Raw genomic sequence first — 17,524 nt, forward strand, 5'->3', positions numbered from 1 at the left:
AACGCAGGCAAGGTGGCCTTCGCTGCGTCCTGTTATGTACGGGGGGTGAGGGAGCCGGGGTAGAGGTACTGGGCGGACGGCTTGGTGTTGCCGTAGAACCAGGTGTCGAAGAAGCCCTGGAGGTTCTGCCCGGACACGACGGACGCGTAGTTCTGGAATTCCGGCAGCGTGGCGTTCCCGTTGCGGTGCAAGGTCGGCCAGGTCTTGAGCACCTTGCCGAAGGCCGCCTCGCCGATCTGGTGCCGCAGCGCGTGCAGCGCCAGCGGGCCCTTGCTGTACACCGACGTGAACTCGTTGCCGGGGCCCATGTCGTACAGCTTTCCGGCCCAGAACTGGTCGCTCGCCTGCGCGACCTGCGAGCGGTACCGGTCGTCCAGGTTCTGGTTCTCGTTGTACTCCGACCAGAGCCAGGTGGCGTAGGACGCGAAGCATTCGTTGAGGCAGACGTCCTTCCAGCTCTGCACCGCCACCGAGTCGCCGTACCACTGGTGTGCGTTCTCGTGCACGATGGTCTGCAGGTTGCCGGCCCGGCCGGAGTAGATCGGCCTGCTCAGCGTCTCCAGCGAGAACCCGATCGGCTCGGCGAGGAAGATGCCGCCCGCCGCGTCCACCGGGTACGGCCCGAACTTGGACGACAGGAAGTCCAGCACCTCCGGCAGTCGTGCTTCGGCCGCCTTCGTGGTCGCCGAGGTGCCCGGCGCGAACGCGTCCACCACCGGGGTGCCGTCGGCCAGCTGCGAGCGGTGGAACTCCCACTTGTCGATGGCGACGGTGGTCATGTACGGCACCACCGGCGTGCTCTCCGCCCAGCGGTGCGTAGTGCCGGCCTCGGTCTTCGTGGTGCCCTCTTCGCGACCGTTCGCGATCACCCCCCACTCGTCCGGCACGGTGACCGCCAGGTGGAAGGTCGCCTTGTCGCGCGGGGTGTCGTTCACCGGGTACCAGGTGGTCGCCGATTTCGGCTCACCGGCGGCGAAGGCGCCGCCGCTGGCCGCGTACTGCCAGCCGTTCGCGCCGAGCAGCGGGTCGTTGATCGCCTTCGGGACGCCGTTGTAGGCGATCTCCGCGGTGAACTTCTGGCCACGCGACAGGGTCCTAGCGGGCGTGATGACCAGCTCGTGTTCGCCGGTGCGGGTGAACTTCGCGGTCAGGTCGTTCACCTTCACCGAAGTCACGGTCAAGCCGCTCAGGTCGAGGTTGAACGAGCTGAGGTCCTGCTCGGCCCGCGCGGTGACCACCTGGACCCCGTCGAGCTGGTGCGTGGCCGGGTCGTAGCCCACGGTCAGGTTGTAGTCGGCCACGTCGTAGCCGCCGTTGCCGTCCTGCGGGTAGTAGCCGTCGCCGGCTCCGTCGCTGCCCGGCCCTGGCGCGGCGGACGCCGTTCCCCCGCCGATCGCGAGCCCGGTCAGCACCGCGGCGGCGACCGCGGCCGGCCGGCGCCAGCGCTTGTTTCTGCTCATTGGGTGGTCCCCTTTTCCGGATGGATGCGCCTCGCCGGGCAACGTATCCCGGGTGATCGGCTCGCCCGCCCGCTTAGGCTCCTTTGTCCGAACAATCCCGCCGTCGGTCGGTAGCAGTCCATGCCAGGGCCATGGAACCTCGCCGGGTCTGGAAAGCTGAACAGGTGCGGGTAGCGCTGTTAGGCCCGGTACGCGCCGAGGAGAACGACGGCACGCCGATCGAGATCGGCGGCGCCCGGTTGCGCATGCTCCTGGCCAGGCTCGCCCTGGACGCCGGGCACGCGGTCTCGGCGGCCGCGCTGGTGGACGGACTTTGGGGTGCTGAGCCGCCGGTGGACGCGGCGAACGCGCTGCAGTCACTGGTCTCCCGCCTGCGCAGGGTGCTCGGTGCTGCCGCCGCGGTGGACTCGGTGCACGGCGGCTACCGGCTCGCGGTGCGCCCGGAGGAGGTCGACGCGCACCGGTTCGAGCGGCTCGCCGCGCGCGGTCGCGAGGAGCTCGCCGCCGACCGGACGGCCGAGGCGGCGGCCGTGCTGGCCGAGGCGCTGGGGCTGTGGCGTGGCGCCGCGCTGGCCGACGTGCTGGACGCGCCGTTCGCCGCCGCGCCCGCGACCAGGCTGGCCGATCTGCGTGCCGCGGCCGCGGAGGACCGGTTCGACGCCGAGCTGCGGCTCGGCCGGCATACCGAGGTACTGGCCGATCTGGAGCAGGCGGGCGCCGAGTACCCGCTGCGCGAGCGGCTGGCCGGGCTGCGGATGCGCGCGTTGTCCGCGGCGGGGCGGCAGTCCGAAGCACTGGCCCTCTACGAGCAGGTCCGCGGCACGCTGGCCGAGGAGCTCGGGGTGGATCCGTCGGCCGAGCTCCGGGACGCCCATCTGTCCGTGCTGCGCGGTGAGCTGCCGCGGCCCGCCCCGAAGCCGCAGCAGGCGGACGCCGCGCTTCCCGTCCGGCTGACCAGTTTCGTCGGCCGTGAGGACGAGCTGAAGCTGCTGACCGAGCTGCTGGCCGGGGCCAGGCTGGTCACCCTGGTCGGCCCCGGTGGCGCCGGGAAGACCAGGCTCGCGGTGGAGACCGTGGTCCGGCATCCGGTGCACGAACGCGGCCGGGTCTGGTTCGTGCCGCTGGCCGGGGTGCGCGACGGCGGCGACCTGCCGTCCGCCGTGCTCGGCGCGCTCGGCTCCTGGGACCTACGGGTGCGGGACCAGAACCACCGGCCGCCGGTGGACGTGCTGGACCGGCTGGCCGAGCTGTTCGGCGGCGGGGAGTCGGTGCTGGTGCTGGACAACTGCGAGCACGTCGTGGACGCGGCCGCGGACCTGGTGCACCAGCTGCTCGGCCGGGCGCCGGGGCTGCGCGTGCTGGCCACCAGCCGGGAACCGCTGGCCATCACCGGGGAGGCGCTCTGCCCGCTCGGCCCGCTGGAGGTGCCGCCGGACGGCACCGGGGTGGCCGAGGTGGCCGGGGCCGGCGCGGTGCGGCTGTTCATCGACAGGGCGGTCACCGTCCGGCCGGACTTCCGGCTCGACGAGTCGCTGGTGGCGCCGGTGGTGGAGATCTGCCGCCGGTTGGACGGCATGCCGCTGGCGCTGGAACTGGCCGCGGCCAGGCTGCGTTCGATGAGCGCCGAGCAGATCGCGCGGCGGCTGGACGACCGGTTCCGGCTGCTCACCTCGGGCAGCCGGGTGGCGCTGCCGCGCCAGCGCACCCTGCGTGCGGTGGTGGAGTGGAGCTGGGACCTGCTGGACACCGCGGAGCGCGTGCTGGCCAGGAGGCTTTCCGTGTTCGCCTCCGCGGCCACGGTCGCCGCGATCGAGCAGACCTGCGCGGACGAGCTGCTGCCGGCCGAGGACGTGCTCTACGTGCTCGGCTCACTGGTGGAGAAGTCCATTGTGGACGCCACCGCCGGTGACGGCGGCGAGCCGCGGTACCGGATGCTGGAGACGATCCGGGTCTACGGCGCGGAACGGCTGGACGAGGCCGGCGAGCGGGCCGCGGTGACCGGCCGGTTCTGCGAATTCTTCGCCGAGCTGGCCGAGGAGTACCAGCCGTGGCTGCGCGAAGAGCGGCAGCTGCGCGCGATGGTGGTGCTCGACGCCGATCAGGAGAACCTGGTGCACGGCCTGCGGCGGGCCATCGACACCGGTGCCGTCGCACTCGCCTGCCGGCTGGTGGACGCGCTGATGTGGTACTGGCTGATGCGCGGAACCCACGAGCAGGCCGGCGTCTTCGTCGGCGAGATGCTGCGGTTCAAGGAGGAGCTGCCGGAGCAGGACTACGCCGCCTACTCCGCGCTGCATGTGCTGATGCGGAGCATGCCGGGGTCGCCGCCGTCCGCCGACGTCCGCCGGATCATCGCCGAATGCGACCGCACCAACGCGCTCGAACGGCACAGCGCCCTCGCGCTGGCGTTGCCGATGCTGGCCTTCTTCAGCCGTGAGCCCGAACTGGCCGAGCGGCAGCTGCGGCGGGTGCGGGTGCTGGCCGATCCATGGGCGCAGGCCTGCGGGTACTGGGCGGAGAGCTTCGTCCTCGCCGACGGTGGCGACCTGGTCGGTGCCGAGCGGGCCCGCGCGTCCGCACTGGACGGGTTCCGCGCGCTCGGCGACCGCTGGGGCTCCGCGATGTCACTGAGCATGCAGGCCGAAGTCTTTTCCTACCGCGGGCAGCACGCGTCCGCGATCGAGGCATACGAGGAGGGGCTGCGGCTGGCCACCGAGCTGAACTCCGGGGACGACCTCGCCCAGCAGCTCGGCAAGCTGGTCATCGAGCGGTTGCGCGCCGGTGACGTCGACGGCGCCCGGCGCGACGTCCGCAGGCTGGAGGAGCTGGCCGCCGAACCGGGCCGCGGGCCGGTGGAGCTCATCGTCACCTTCACCCTGCTGGAGTTCTACCGGCAGCTCGGCGACCTGGAGCGGGCGACCCGGCTGATCGACAGGCTGGAGGAGCTGGTGAGCAGCGTGCCGTTCCCGGAGAGCATCGCCACCGAGTGGGTCGCGCAGGCCAACGCGGCGGTGCTGATCTCGGCCGGGGACGCGGCCGGTGCGCGGGTGCGGCTGCAGGTGGCCGTCGCCGCCTCCCTCGACCGGGGTGACCTGCCGGACGCCGCGATCGGTGCGGAGTCACTGGCCAAGGTGTGCCGGCTGGAAGGCGACCTCACCGCCGCCGCGACGGTGCTCGGCCTTGGCGCGGCGCTGCGCGGGATGTTCGACCAGGGCAGCCCCGAACTGCGCGAGCTGGTCACCGAAGCGAAGGCGGAGCTGGGCGAGTCCGGCTATGCCGCCGCCTTCCGCCTCGGTGCCGAACTGTCCAAAGAGGACGCGGCAGCCGCACTGTTAGAGCGGCTCTCCGCAACCTCGTGAGTGGAAAGTGTTGCTCCAGCAACACTTTCCACTCACGACCCCCCTCGGGTCAGGCCGTGCGGCGCCGGTAAGCGCGCATGGCCAGCGGGAAGAACACCACCACCACGGCCGCCATCCAGGCCAGCGCGCCGAGCAGCGGACCGGCCACCTCGCCGCCGTTCATCAGCCCGCGCAGCGCGTTCGCCATCAGGCTGACCGGGCTGATGTCCGTCCACGCCTGCAGCCAGCCCGGCATCGTCTGCGACGGGACGAACACGTTGCTGCCGAAGGTCAGCGGCATGATGAACACGAACATCAGGCCCTGCACCGCGCCGGGTGTCTTCAGCCGCATGCCGATGAACACCGAGATCCAGCAGAACGCCATGCCGAAGGCCAGCGCCAGCGCGACCGCCACCAGCAGCGAAGCCGGATCGGTGCTGATCCGGTAGCCCATCACGGTGGCGACCACCAGCAGCACCGCCAGGCACACCACGTACCGGACGATGTCGGCCAGCACAGCGCCGACCAGTGGTGCCGACCTGGCGATCGGCATACTGCGGAACCGGTCGAACACGCCCTTGTTCACGTCGGTGTTCATCGCGACCCCGACCGTCATGCTGACCTGCAGGATGTTCATCACCATGATGCCCGGCACCACCAGTTGCAGGTAGGTGTCGGTGTCGCCGGAGATGGCGCCGCCGAACAGGTAGACGAACATGACCAGGAAGATCACCGGCATCAGCGTGACGTCGGCCAGCTGCTCGGGATTCTTCCGGATTTTCAGTATTCCCCGCCAGGCGAGGGAGAACCCGTGTTGCAGGGCCTTCGCCGGGCTGAGCCGGAGCGGACTCGGTGCCGCCGGAGTCCGCAGTACCGCCGCGGTCATACCATGCTCCCTTCCCGCTGAGTGTCCTTTTCGGACTCTTCGGCTCGTTTTCCGGTCAGTGCCAGGAACACGTCGTCCAGGCTGGGCAGGCGCAGGGCGAGCTCGTCCGCGGTGATCCCGGCCTCGTCCAGCCGCCGCACCAGAGTGGACAGCAGGACGGGGTCGGAGACCGGCGCGGTGAGCAGGCCGGAGTCGGTGTCCCTGGCCGGGGTGGCCCCGGTCAGCTCGGCCAGAATCCGGGCCGCCGCGTCCAGGTCCGCGACCGCGCTGGGCCGCACCTGCAGGGTCTGCCCGCCGACCCGGCGCTTGAGCTCGTCCGAGCGCCCGTCGGCGACCACCCGGCCGTGGTCGAACACCGTGATCCGGTCCGCCAGCTGGTCGGCCTCCTCCAGGTACTGCGTGGTCAGCAGGACCGTCGAGCCCTCACCCACCAGCCGCCGCACGACGCTCCACACCTCGTTGCGGGCATGCGGATCCAGTCCCGTGGTCGGCTCGTCCAGGTACAGCACCTGCGGCCGGCCGACCAGGCTGGCGGCAAGGTCGATCCGCCGCCGCATCCCGCCCGAATAGGTCTTCACCGCGCGTCCCGCGGCCTCGGTCAGTTCGAACTGCTCCAGCAGCTCCCGTGCCCGCGCCTTCGCGTCGACCCGCGAGAGCTCCAGCAGGCGCCCGATCAGCACCAGGTTCTCGGTACCGGAAAGGTCCTCGTCCACCGACGCGTACTGACCCGTCAGCCCGATCAGGCCGCGGACCCGGACCGGATCCTTCACCACGTCGAAACCGCCGACCGTGGCGTGTCCGGCATCCGGGCGCAGCAGGGTGGCCAGCACCCGCACCGCGGTGGTCTTGCCGGCTCCGTTCGGGCCGAGCACCCCGACCACTTTCCCCGCCGGCACCACCAGATCCACCCCGGCCAGCGCGGTGGTCTCGCCGAACCTCTTCACCAGGCCCTCGGCCTGAATGGCATGCGACATCTCATCTCCCCTCGGGTTCGGTACCGAGCTTCCACGGTGGCGCTGTCAGCACGCGCACAGCGCGCTGTCAGCGCGCCAGCCGTGCTGACAGGGGAAAATGGGCATACTGGCGAGGTGGCTGATCAAGAGACGTCGCCAGGTCGGCTGCGGGGGGCGCGTCGCAAGCTGGCCACCTTCGTGCTGCTCGTGCTGGCGCTGCCGTTGTTCGTGCTGGCCGTGCTGCGGGTGACCGGGATCGACGGCAACCGCTACACCATCGCCGCACTGGCGATGACCCCGTACGTGGCCGTCGGCGGTGCGCTGCTCGGCGTGGTTGCACTGCTGCTGCGCCGGTGGTGGACCGGGGCGGTGGTGATCCTGCTGGTGGTCGCGCTCGGGGTGGTCGTGCTACCCAGGATGTACGCCGCCGACCAGCCGGGCGTGCAGGGGCGGTCGCTGCGGGTGATGGCGCTGAACCTGCGGCTCGGCAACGCCGACCCCAAGGCCGTGGTGGACCTGGTCAAGGCGAACCGGGTGGACGTGCTCAGCCTGCTCGAGCTGAACCAGGCCGAGGCCGATGCGCTGGACCAGGCAGGGCTGTTCGGCGTGCTGCCGCAGCGGCTGCTGCATCCGGCACCGGGGGCGAGCGGGTCCGGGCTGGCGTCCGCGCACCCGCTGACCGAGCGGAAGCTGGCCGGTGACAGCCAGTTCGCGCAGCCGGGCGCGGTACTGGACCTCGGCGACGGCGCGCAGGCGGAGGTGGTCGCGGTGCACACGCTGGCGCCCGTCGTCTCGGCCGCCACCTGGGCGGACGAGCTGGCCGGGCTGCCGGAGCCGACCGCGGACCTGCCGGTCCGGATACTGGCCGGCGACTTCAACGCCACCCTGGACCACGCCGCGTTCCGCGGGCTGCTCCGCGCCGGTTACGCGGACGCGGCGGACGAACGGGGCGAGGGGTTCAAGCCGACCTGGCCCGGCGAGCTGTTCCCGCCGCCGGTGACCATCGACCACGTGCTGGTGGACGACCGGGTCGCGGTGCGGGACTACCGCGTCTTCGATGTGCCCGGCACCGACCACGACGCCGTCTTCGCCGACCTCAGCATCCCGGTCTGAGTCACTCGCAGGACCACACCGCCGGCTGGTTGTCACCCTCGGTGGTCTCGTAGGTGGCGATGATCTTCTCGTCCTCGGTGATGGTGCCGTACCAGAGGTTGAGACTCGCGAACTCGGGTCTCGGGTCCGCCACGGTCTGCACCGGCTGACCGGGGCGCCAGACGGCGGTTTCCAGCCGTGCCCGGAGGGTGGTGCCGAGCACGGTACCCTTGGTGTTGGCCGCCCTGGCGAACAGGAAGTCCTGGTCGCTGCTGGACACCAGCTTTCCGGTGGCGTCCCAGATCGCGCTGATCGCGCCGTTCTCCAATGCCCGGTACCCGGCCACGCGTTCGTTTTCGTAGGAGACCACGACGGGGTGGTCCATTCCCGGAACGTGCTCGAGGTAGCGCGTGCTGCCGTCCGGACTGATGATCCTCCCGTCGTCGGTGGCCACCCGGCCCGCCTCGTCGATGCCGACCGGATTGCCGGGGCCGAGCGACTTGCGGGTCCAGTGCCCGCCGAGCTGCTTCCACAACAGGATCTGATGCGCTGCACCGGATTCGCCGGAGTAGCCGACGATCTCGCCGCGGTCGTTCATCGCCACCGGGCGCGCGCTCACCCCGGCCGGGGTCGGCAGCCACCGGTAGGAGGTGTAGTCACCACCGATCACATACGGTTCATCCAGGTAGCTCGTCGGCGTGTAGGTCGACCGGTGTCCGGCCACCAGACCACTGGCGGAAATGTCGTTGGGGTAGTTCTCCGAGTTTCGGTCGGGCCATTTCGGCAGCGCGATGGGCGAGCCGTTCCGCCACACGATGCCGGTGTAGCCGTTGTGGAACCCGGCTCCGACCACCGAGTTCGAGTCGCGGGAGCCCCGAACGTGGCCACCGGTGTGGCCCGGCGGCAGCGGGAGGTCGGTCGCGGTCCAGGCGCAGTCGGCGGTTTCGGTGGCCATGGCCGGCTGCCAGCCGGTGATGGACAGCCCGGCGATCATGGCCAGCACGATGGATCTTCGGACAGCACGCATTTCGGCTCCTGACAAGAAAATGGCGCATGACTTCGAGAAGCGATGCACCCCAGGTGCCTCGTTCCTCCCCTGCGCTCAAGCTAGCCGATCATGCCTGCCGTCGGGCAGAAGCCGAATGGCCTACTCTTCGGTGCCGGTGAGGGCGCCGGGGGTGCCGGTGGCGGGCAGCGGCCACGGGCGGACGCCGCCGGTGGTGGCCAGTCGCGGGTCGGGTGCGAGCGCGGGTGTCGCGCTGTGGGCGCCGAGCCAGTCCAGTACCGCGGCCAGTTGCGACTTCAGCGTGTTCATGTTGTGCCCGGCGTCCGGGATCGTCCACGACGAAAGCGTGGTCGGCGGCAGCAGCGCGGACCGGATCGTGCCGATGGCGGCCAGCTCGGTCCCTTCGTGCTCGCCCGCGATGGCCAGGATGTCCAGTGGCGCCGGGAAGCGGTGCAGGTTGACGCTGACCGTGTTGGCATCGCCGATGTCGCCGCGGCCCTTGAACAGGTCGCCGGTCTCGACGTCCACCTGCGCCTTGTCGTAGCCGCTCACGCTTACCGCGCTCGAGTACCACTGTGGATGCCGGGCGGCCAGGTTCATCGCGCAGTAGCCGCCGGAGGACCAGCCCGCGATGGACCACGACCGCCGGTCCGGGGAGACCCGCAGCGTGCGCACCGCCCAGTTCCGGATGTCCGCGGACAGGTAGGTGTCGTTGGCGGTGCCGTTGACCTCATCCACGCACTCGGAGTCGTGGTTGATCCGCGGCTGGCCGCTCGGATCCGGCATCAGCACCACCGTCGGCGGCAGCCGGTTGCCCGCGATCGCGGCGTCCAGCGCCTCCGGCAGGTGGTAGCCGTTGGTCGCCACCTCCGGCCCGGAGGGGTAGTTCGGAATCCACTCGATCACCGGGAAGCTCCGGTTCTGCCAGGCCGGGTCGGCGTACGCGGCGGGCAGGTAGACGTTCACGTCCCGGTCGATCCCGGTCCGCCCGCCCTTGACCGTGAGGTGCACGGTGGAGCCCTTGCCTTCGCTGGCGCGCTGCCGATTGGCCTCCGCCAGCCGGGCGAGCCCGCTGCCGTCCGCGCCTGCCTCGCCGTCGGTGCCTTCGCCGGGGTTGGCCGAGGTGCCCAGCAGCGAGCCGAGGGTGGGGAAGAAACCGCCGACCTTGTTCACCGCGAGGCCGCTGCTGGTCAGCACCAGCAGCACGGCGAGCAGGGTGGTGGCACTGCGGCCGACCCGTTTGCTCCGCCAGGCGTCCCAGAACCACGGCACGGCAACCACCGCGAGTACGGCGAGCACCGCAAGGACGATCAGGGCGGCGGTCGAGTCCAACCGGATACTGCTCGCGTGCATGTGGGTAGGACGCCGGTGACCGGGGGAAAGTTGTCAGGTGTGACGACGATTTCCCCGCAGCAGTCCGTCCAAATCGGACAGAGCGGTCAGTGCGCCCATGGGGAGCGAAATCCCGCGGCCGTGCCGCACTTCCGGTTCCCGCGGGTTGATCCGGATCAGCGCGCCGTTCGCCGCGCTGGCCAGCTCGGCCTGGCGGCGCACGGTGGGTACGGCCAGCCCGGCGCCGAGTTCCAGCACCACCGCGTTCCGGTTCGCCCGGCGCCAGGCGCTCAGCTCGTCCAGCTGGCGCCGGGTCCGGTGGCCGATCCAGTCGAAGTCGCCGAACATCTGGATGTTGGGCCTTGCCAGTCCGCCGCAGTGCGGGCAGGACGGCAGCGGCCGCAGCGCGCGCATCGAGTCGTCGTCCACCAGCGGTCGTTCGTCCTCGGCGGACCAGATCTCGTCCGTGCAGCAGGCCGCGCACTGGAAGTGGTGGATCGAGCCGTGCACCTCGGCCACCGACTCGAACCCGGCGACCTGGAACTGTCCGTCCACATTGGAGGTGAACGCGGCGACCCCGCCCCGCTTGTCGGCGCCCCAGTCGAGCAGCAGGCCGAACCCTTGGTGTGGCACGGTTTTCCGGTACAGCTCCAGCCGGTGCGCGTAGAAGCCCCAGGCCAGCTCGGGATCGCGGTGGAAATGCGCCGGGTCCGCGATCTCCACGAAGTTCAGGCCCAGCCTGGCATACGGCGGATAGGCCCGCCAGAATCCTTCGTTGCCGCGGAAATCCGGCAGGCCGGAGTCGACCCCCATGCCCGCGCCGGCGCAGACCAGCAGCGCGTCCGCGCCGTCGATCAGCTCCGCGGCTCGTTCCAGCTCACGCACCCGGTTTCGGGGTGCTGCTCTGCGCCACCTCGAACTCCAGCAGCCCGCCGCCGGTGCTCACCGGCTTGGCGCGCTCGCCGCTGTGCGCCTCCTTGGCCGAGCCCCGCATCCACGCCTGGAAGTGCTCTTCGGTCTCCCAGCGGGTGTAGACGAAGTAGCGGGTCTCGCCGGCCACCGGGCGCAGCAGCTCGAAGCCGAGGAAGCCGGGCTCCGAGTCGACCGCGCCGAGCCTCGCCGCGAACCGCCGCTCCAGCTCCGGGCCGCCACCTTCGGGGACTTCGATTGCGTTGATCTTCACGACTGCCATGCCCGACAGCCTAACTTCTCGCCAACCCGGTACCGGCAAATAGCCGGCTTCTTGCCCTTGAGGCCGGGCTAGCCGCGCAGGTTGCCGGGGTAGAGGTGCTCGTCGGGCGGGATGCCGGTGCCGCGGAACCAGGCGGCGAAGAACCCGCTCAGGTCGCTCCCGGCGGCGCCTTCGACGAACTTCTCGAACTCCGGCCAGCTCGCGTTGCCGTGCTTGTGCGCGGCCGGCCATTCCCGCAGCACCTTGGCGAACACCGGTTCGCCCACCTTCTTGCGCAGCGCGTGCGTCGCCAGGATGCCCTTGTCGTAGACGCCGTCGAACTCGTTCCCGGCGCCCATGTCGTAGAGCTTGTGCGACCAGAACTCCTGGTTTCCGCGCAGTCCGTCCACCGCGTTCCGGAACCGTTCGTCCAGGTTCTGGCCCTCCTTGCCCTCGGCCCACAGCCACTGCGCGTAGCTGGCCAGGCATTCGTTCAGGCAGATGTCCGCCCAGGAGGCCACCGAGACCGAGTTGCCGAACCACTGGTGCGCGTTCTCGTGCACCACGGTCTCCAGGTCGGCCCACTGCGCGTAGGTCGGCCTGGTCTGGGTCTCCAGCGAAAAGCCGATCTTCTCGTTCAGGTAGATCCCGCCCGCCGCGCTCTGCGGGTACGGGCCGAACTTGTCGGACAGGAACTCGATCACCTCGACCACCCGGTCGCCGACCTCGCGACGGCCGCCGGCTCCCGGCGCGTATGCGCTGAGCACCGGGATGTCGGTGGTGATGTTCTCCCTGTCGATGGTGAAGCGGTCCACCGCGATGGTGGTCAGGTAGCTGGCCACCGGGCTCGGCTCGCGGAAGGACGTGGTGGTCCAGCCGTCCTCGGTCGCGGTCGCCTCCTCCCTGCCGTTGGAGACCACCGCCCAGCCCGCCGGTACCCGCGCGGTCAGCGCGAAGGTGGCCTTGTCCCGCGGGGTCTCGTTGGCCGGGTACCAGTACGCCGCCGAATGCGGCTCGCCGATCACGTAGGCCCCGCCGGTGGAGGTGTAGGCCCAGCCGTTGCTGCCGAGCGGGCCTTCCTCGCCGGTCCGCGGAGTGCCCGAGTAGCGGACCCTGGTGCTGAACGTGCTGCCGCCGCGCAGCGGTTCGGCCGGGGTGATCACCAGCTCGAACTCGCCTTCGCGGCGGAACTGCGCCGGCTTGCCGTCCACTTCGACGCCGGCCACGTCCAGGCCGCGCAGGTCCAGGTTGAACCGCTCCAGGTCGCCGGTGGCCTTCGCGGTGACCGTGCTGTCGCCGTCCAGGTGCCTCTTCGCCGGGTCGTAGCTGACCGTCACCTCGTAGTCGAGCGCGTCGTAGCCGCCGTTGCCGTCGTCCGGGTAGTACGGGTCACCGGCACCGGAGGCCCCCGGCTCGGGGGTCAGCTTCGGCGCCGGGGCTGGGCTGGGCGCGGGAGCAGGTGCCGGGGCGCTGCAGCCGATAATGAGAACGGCGGTGGCGCCGAGCAATGTTCCGCGGGTCGCGCTTCGCATGAAAGGAGCTTAAGTGGCCGAAGGTAAGGGTGTCGTGGACTTCGGCGGCGCCGGCCAGCCGATAGTGCTGCTGCACGGACTGATGGGCAGGGCCAGGACCTGGTGGCCGGTGGCCAGGTGGCTCCGCTCGTACGGGCATGTCATCGGCTTGGACGCGCGCGGGCACGGGCGCGGGCCCGCCGGCGGGCCGTGGTCCACCGAGCGGTTCGTCGAGGACGCGGCCGGGCTGGTGCGCTCGCTGGACGCCGGCCCGGCGGTGCTTCTCGGCCACTCGATGGGCGGGCTGCACGCGCTCGGCCTGGCGGCGACCAGCCCGGAGCTGGTGCGGGCGGTGGTGGTCGAGGACTTCTCGCCGGACCAGCGCGGACGGACGGTGGACACCTGGCGCTCCTACTTCGAGTCGTGGCCCGTCCCGTTCGCCGCGCTGGCGCAGGTCAAGGAGTTCTTCGGGGATGCCGGCGACTACTTCATCGAATGCGTGGAAGAACGGGCGGACGGCTATCACCTGATCGCCGAGCTGGAGAACCTTTACGAAATCGCGGCGGAATGGGGACGTCGCGAGTACTGGTCCTTTGTGGACGACGTGCGCTGCCCGCTGCTGTCGATCGAGGCCGAGCACACCGCGATGCCGGCCGGCCAGCAGCGGGAAATGGCGGCCAGGGCCGCGGACGGCCGCCATTTCCTCGCCGAGGGCGCCGGGCACGTCGTGCACCGCACCGCGGCACAGGAATACCGCGGTGCCGTCGAAGCCTTCCTTTCCGACGTGCTCGGTCGCTGACCCGGCTCAGTAGGCGAGCAGTTCCTTCCAGGACTGGTTGGTCAGGGTGCTCCTGGCGCCGAGCGCGGCGGCGGCGCGGGCCGCTTCGCTGCCGACGCCCGGTGCGACCGAAGGGGTGATCAGCGGCCAGATGTCCGCGCCGAGGAAGCCGGTTTCGTCGGTGCGCGCGGTGGCGTAGCACTGGTGCGGGGTAACGCCCTTCGCCGCCGCGAGCGCCGCAACGGCGTCCACAGTGGACTTACCGAAGACGCCGTCCGCGGGCACCCCGCGCGCGCCCTGTGCGCGCAGCAGATGCTGGGCCACCAGTACCTTCTGCCCGCTGTCGCCCGGCTTGAGCAACGGCCACTCCGGCAGCTGCCGGACCGGCATGCCGAGCCTGCCGCCGACCGCGGTGCGCAGCTCCGGCAGCCGGTCGTAGAGCACCTGGCCAGGGCACTCCGTGGAGTTGAAGTCCCGGTGCCCCTTGATGTACTCGGGCGTGATGCCGTACTGGCTCGCGATGTAGGAGACCAGGTCGACCAGCGAGTCCCACAGCTTCTGCGGCACATCCACGGTGCTGTAGAGGCCCTCGTTCTCGATGCCGATGACCTCGCTGTTGTGGTTGCCCACGTTCGCGCCCTGCACGTGCTGGGTGCCGCCGCGCAGGATCTCCAGGCTGCGGTGCCTGCCCTCGGTGATGTAGCCGCCGCGGCTGTTGGTGAACTGCTGGCCGGTGTCGATCCAGCCGCGGGTGTCCATGTGGAAGTTCTGGATCCCCCTGGACGCCTCGAAGGCATGTTCCTTGCTGTAGTCGTCGGTATTACCGGGTTCGACCGTGTGGTGCACGACGATATAGGTCGGTTTGTGGTTCTCCACGGTGATCGCGCCCGCCGGCGGCCTGGCCTTCCACTCCGAAGTGCCGTAGATCTCCGGTTCGGCCACCGCGCCGGCCGGTACCGCCGCGCCCGCCGTTCTGGCGCCGACCACCCCCAGCGCGCCGACCGCGGTCACGGTCAGCCCGCCCCTGAGCAGGGCACGACGGTCGAAGTCATTGGCCATTTCGATCTCCCTCGACAAGGGACGGACACGGCAGGGGTTTGCGTCCGCCCAGATCGGCCTTATTCGGTTATGCGCACGTTTGCTCGCAGGGTTTCGCAAGCGTGACGCTAACCTCTGGGCGTCCCTCAGACAACAGCTAACCAACTTCTAATGTGTATTGTTGGTCGGTACCCATTCGCACTCAGAGTAGAGCGATTACGCCATTCGGTCGCTTAAGACTTAATGCTCTCCTGGCAAGGCGAACAGCCCGTCCGGGGTCTGCTCGGCCAGCCCGTCCACCAGCAGCGAGTCGAGGCAGCGGTCGCGCTGGCCCGGCTCCGGCCAGACCAGGTCGAGCCGCGTCTTGGGCACCGGGCGCTCGGCGCCGCGCAGCACGTCCAGCAGCAGCCCGCGCACCTGCCGGTCGGTGCCGGCGAACTTCTGCACCTGCTTGGCCGGCCCGGCGTAGGCCGGCCGCCCGGCCCGCTGCCAGGCGCAGTCGGCGTAGACCGGGCAGTCCGCGCAGCGCGGCGAACGCGCGGTGCAGACCAGCGCGCCGAGTTCCATCAGCGCGGCCGAGAACCGGGCCGCGGGCGCGTCTTCGCGCGGCAGCAGCGACTCGACGTCGGCCATGTCCCTGGTGTTCGACGGCGGCCCGGCGTCCCCGGCCCCGTGCACCGCGCGCGCCACCACCCGCCGCACGTTGGTGTCCACCACCGGCGCCCGGCGGCCGTAGGCGAAGGCGGTGACCGCGCGGGCGGTGTAGGCGCCGATGCCGGGTAGCGCCAGCAGAGTGTCCACATCGGACGGAACAACGTCCCCGTGCTCGGCCGCGACGGCGGTGGCCGCGGCGTGCAGCCGCAGCGCCCGGCGCGGGTAGCCGAGCTTGCCCCAGGCGCGCAGCACCTCGGCGTGCGAGGCGGCGGCCATCGCCGATGGCAGCGGCCAGCGCGCCATCCACTCCTGCCAGATCGGCAGCACCCTGGCCACCGGCGTCTGCTGCAGCATGATCTCGCTGACCAGCACGCCCCACGCGGTGCAGTCCGGGGACCGCCACGGCAGGTCACGCCCGTGCGTGTCGAACCAGTCGATCAGGATCTCGGCGTCGATGGACATCGGGCCCATTCAAGCAGGCGCCGCTCACTCGACCTCGGTCAGCTCACCGGTGTGCACGTCGTAGACGAACCCGCGCACCTGGTCGGTGTGCGGCAGGAAGTCGCTGCGGCGGACCCGTCGCATCGAGCGGCGGACGCTGTCCTCCACCTCGCGGAACGCCTCCACCGACCAGGTCGGCCGCAGCCCGGTGGCCCGCTCCAGCTCGTCCTTGAAGTCGTCCTCGGTGACCAGCGACAGGCCGCAGTTGGTGTGCTGCACGATCAGCACCTCGCGGGTGCCCAGCTTGCGCTGGCTGAGCGCGAGCGAGCGGATCATGTCGTCGGTGACCACCCCGCCGGCGTTGCGCAGCACGTGCGACTCGCCCTGGATCAGCCCGAAGATCTCGAACACCCTGACCCTGGCGTCCATGCAGGTCAGGATCGCCACTTGCAAGGAAGGCTGTGGCGAGCGCCGGTCGCCCGGCACCACGTTGCCCAGTTCCTGGTTGCGCTTGAGCAGAACGTCGATCGCGGTCATGGACCCCTCCGGCGTCGTTTGATCGTTCCGGCTATTCAACCGTGTCCCGCCCTGGAGGCAATGCTGTTTTAGAGCAAGGTCACGGGCCGAACCAGCGTTCCTCCATGGTCCGCGGCGGCGCCGAGGTGTGTCCCACTCGCAGCTCGGTCTTCAGCGTGATCACCTTCGGGGCGACCCGTTCCGCGGACGCGAGCAGCAGTTTTCCGGCGGCCTTGCCCTTCTCCAGCACCGGCTGGTGCACGGTGGTCAGCCCGGCGCGCTCGGCTTCGGCGATCCCGTCGAAACCGGTCACCGTCAGATCGGCCGGTACCCGCAGCCCGCGCCGGCTGGCTTCGGCCAGCGCGCCGAGCGCGAGGATGTCCGAGGTGCAGATCAGCGCGGTGACCTGCGGATGCGCGTCCAGCAGCTGACGCGCCGCGGAGGCGCCGTCGTCCACGGTGTGGTCGAACCGCTCCACCACCGGCACCGTGCTCCAGTCCACCCCGGCCGCTTCGAAGGCGGTGGCCAGCGCGGCCAGCCTGGTCCGCTGCACGTGGAAGTGCGCGTCCCGCTGGCGGTCGAGCAGCACGAAGTCGTCGTTGCGCTCCCTGGCCAGCCGCATGCACAGCACGCCGACCTGGCGGTGGCCGAGGCCGACCAGGTGCTCGGCGAGGCCGGTGATCGCGGCGGCGTCGTCCGGGCCGACCCGGTCCACGCCCTCCACCTGCGGTTGGTCGATGATCACCGTCGGCACCGGCCGCTGGAGCACCGCGGCCAGATGCGGGTCGTCGTCGGGCACCGAATAGACCACGAACCCGTCCACCCCGGCCCGGTGCACCGCGGCTACGTCCTCGCGGCCGGGACTGGCGGGCACCAGGTGCAGCCCGACCCCGGCGTCCTCGCAGGCGAGCGCGAGCCCCTCCAGCACTCCGACCGCGGCCGGGTCGCGAAAGGCGTAGGAGAGGTTCTCGGTCAGCAGCAGCCCGACCGCGCCCGCCTTGCGGGTCCGCAGTGATCTCGCCACCGGGTCGGGACCCGGGTAGCCGAGGCGGCGGGCGGTCTCCAGTACCCGGCGGCGTAGCTCGGGGGAGAGTTGATCAGGGCGGTTGTAGGCATTGGACACCGTGGTCCTGGACACGCCCAGCTCAGCGGCCAGCGACGCCAGTGTCGCCTGTCGCCGCGCGCGCAAAGGACGACCCATGGGGGAAACCGTAACGGTTCAGATGGCAATGCAGAAGCAACACCCCACGACTGCCGTATCCGGCGCGTCGCCATCCGCCGTTCAACCGCTGGTAACCGTGGCTGTGCGGGCTTCCACGGATGGGGTAAAGTGAATTCGAAAACGGTT

The 17,524-nt window shown here is 70.7% G+C and carries 15 protein-coding genes; 3 read left to right on the forward strand and 12 right to left on the reverse strand.

Annotation, left to right across the window (positions count from 1 at the left end):
• Positions 1–32: 32 nt before the first annotated feature.
• Positions 33–1,460 (reverse strand): M1 family metallopeptidase, encoded by a 1,428-nt coding sequence (locus AMYNI_RS0119705; protein ID WP_020669761.1) that lies wholly within the window; start codon positions 1,458–1,460, stop codon positions 33–35.
• A 164-nt stretch (positions 1,461–1,624) separates the two neighbouring features.
• Between AMYNI_RS0119705 and AMYNI_RS0119710 the strand changes: the two genes are divergently transcribed.
• Positions 1,625–4,819: an AfsR/SARP family transcriptional regulator gene (locus AMYNI_RS0119710; RefSeq protein ID WP_020669762.1), complete on the forward strand. Its 3,195-nt coding sequence runs from the start codon at positions 1,625–1,627 to the stop codon at positions 4,817–4,819.
• A gap of 49 nt (positions 4,820–4,868) precedes the next feature.
• Here AMYNI_RS0119710 and AMYNI_RS0119715 read toward each other — a convergent pair whose 3' ends face one another.
• Together AMYNI_RS0119715 and AMYNI_RS0119720 are read right to left on the reverse strand one after the other, a co-directional pair.
• The gene (locus AMYNI_RS0119715) at positions 4,869–5,684 is read right to left on the reverse strand and encodes an ABC transporter permease (RefSeq protein WP_020669763.1); all 816 of its coding nucleotides are present in this window, start codon (positions 5,682–5,684) and stop codon (positions 4,869–4,871) included.
• Positions 5,681–6,658 carry a daunorubicin resistance protein DrrA family ABC transporter ATP-binding protein gene (locus AMYNI_RS0119720; protein ID WP_020669764.1) on the reverse strand — a complete coding sequence of 326 codons (978 nt, stop codon included), beginning with the start codon at positions 6,656–6,658 and terminating at the stop codon, positions 5,681–5,683. The genes AMYNI_RS0119715 and AMYNI_RS0119720 overlap by 4 nt, the downstream gene beginning before the upstream one ends.
• A 114-nt stretch (positions 6,659–6,772) precedes the next feature.
• Here AMYNI_RS0119720 and AMYNI_RS0119725 point away from each other — a divergent pair, with 114 nt between their 5' ends.
• Positions 6,773–7,750 (forward strand): endonuclease/exonuclease/phosphatase family protein, encoded by a 978-nt coding sequence (locus tag AMYNI_RS0119725; protein ID WP_020669765.1) that lies wholly within the window; start codon positions 6,773–6,775, stop codon positions 7,748–7,750.
• 1 nt (position 7,751) lies between these two features.
• Here the strand turns inward: AMYNI_RS0119725 and AMYNI_RS0119730 are convergent, their stop codons facing one another.
• The 5 genes from AMYNI_RS0119730 to AMYNI_RS0119750 all read right to left on the reverse strand — a co-directional run bounded on the left by AMYNI_RS0119730 (position 7,752) and on the right by AMYNI_RS0119750 (position 12,770).
• Complete coding sequence (locus tag AMYNI_RS0119730) at positions 7,752–8,756, reverse strand: hypothetical protein (protein WP_157357409.1); 1,005 nt, start codon at positions 8,754–8,756, stop codon at positions 7,752–7,754.
• Between the two features lie 120 nt (positions 8,757–8,876).
• Positions 8,877–10,088 (reverse strand): alpha/beta hydrolase, encoded by a 1,212-nt coding sequence (locus AMYNI_RS0119735; protein ID WP_026360670.1) that lies wholly within the window; start codon positions 10,086–10,088, stop codon positions 8,877–8,879.
• Between the two features lie 33 nt (positions 10,089–10,121).
• Positions 10,122–10,952: an SIR2 family NAD-dependent protein deacylase gene (locus AMYNI_RS0119740; RefSeq protein WP_020669768.1), complete on the reverse strand. Its 831-nt coding sequence runs from the start codon at positions 10,950–10,952 to the stop codon at positions 10,122–10,124.
• Positions 10,945–11,259: an antibiotic biosynthesis monooxygenase family protein gene (locus tag AMYNI_RS0119745; protein ID WP_020669769.1), complete on the reverse strand. Its 315-nt coding sequence runs from the start codon at positions 11,257–11,259 to the stop codon at positions 10,945–10,947. Before AMYNI_RS0119745 ends, AMYNI_RS0119740 begins: the two co-directional genes overlap by 8 nt.
• A gap of 68 nt (positions 11,260–11,327) precedes the next feature.
• Positions 11,328–12,770: a M1 family metallopeptidase gene (locus AMYNI_RS0119750; RefSeq protein ID WP_026360671.1), complete on the reverse strand. Its 1,443-nt coding sequence runs from the start codon at positions 12,768–12,770 to the stop codon at positions 11,328–11,330.
• A 13-nt stretch (positions 12,771–12,783) separates the two neighbouring features.
• On the opposite strand from AMYNI_RS0119750, the gene AMYNI_RS0119755 reads away from it, so the two are divergent.
• On the forward strand, positions 12,784–13,548 hold the full coding sequence (locus tag AMYNI_RS0119755) for an alpha/beta fold hydrolase (protein ID WP_020669771.1): 765 nt from the start codon (positions 12,784–12,786) through the stop codon (positions 13,546–13,548).
• Positions 13,549–13,554: 6 nt separating this feature from the next.
• On the opposite strand, the gene AMYNI_RS0119760 is transcribed toward AMYNI_RS0119755, so the two are convergent.
• The 4 genes from AMYNI_RS0119760 to AMYNI_RS0119775 form a co-directional block, all read right to left on the reverse strand.
• Positions 13,555–14,586, reverse strand: coding sequence for a peptidoglycan recognition protein family protein (locus AMYNI_RS0119760; RefSeq protein ID WP_020669772.1), 1,032 nt, complete (start codon positions 14,584–14,586; stop codon positions 13,555–13,557).
• 219 nt (positions 14,587–14,805) lie between these two features.
• Positions 14,806–15,681, reverse strand: coding sequence for an HhH-GPD family protein (locus AMYNI_RS0119765; RefSeq protein ID WP_026360672.1), 876 nt, complete (start codon positions 15,679–15,681; stop codon positions 14,806–14,808).
• A 24-nt stretch (positions 15,682–15,705) separates the two neighbouring features.
• The gene (locus tag AMYNI_RS0119770) at positions 15,706–16,197 is read right to left on the reverse strand and encodes a beta-class carbonic anhydrase (RefSeq protein WP_020669774.1); all 492 of its coding nucleotides are present in this window, start codon (positions 16,195–16,197) and stop codon (positions 15,706–15,708) included.
• A gap of 79 nt (positions 16,198–16,276) precedes the next feature.
• Positions 16,277–17,377, reverse strand: coding sequence for a LacI family DNA-binding transcriptional regulator (locus AMYNI_RS0119775; RefSeq protein WP_026360673.1), 1,101 nt, complete (start codon positions 17,375–17,377; stop codon positions 16,277–16,279).
• Positions 17,378–17,524: the final 147 nt, after the last annotated feature.

It is taken from the genome of Amycolatopsis nigrescens CSC17Ta-90, assembly GCF_000384315.1.
Lineage (GTDB): Bacteria > Actinomycetota > Actinomycetes > Mycobacteriales > Pseudonocardiaceae > Amycolatopsis > Amycolatopsis nigrescens.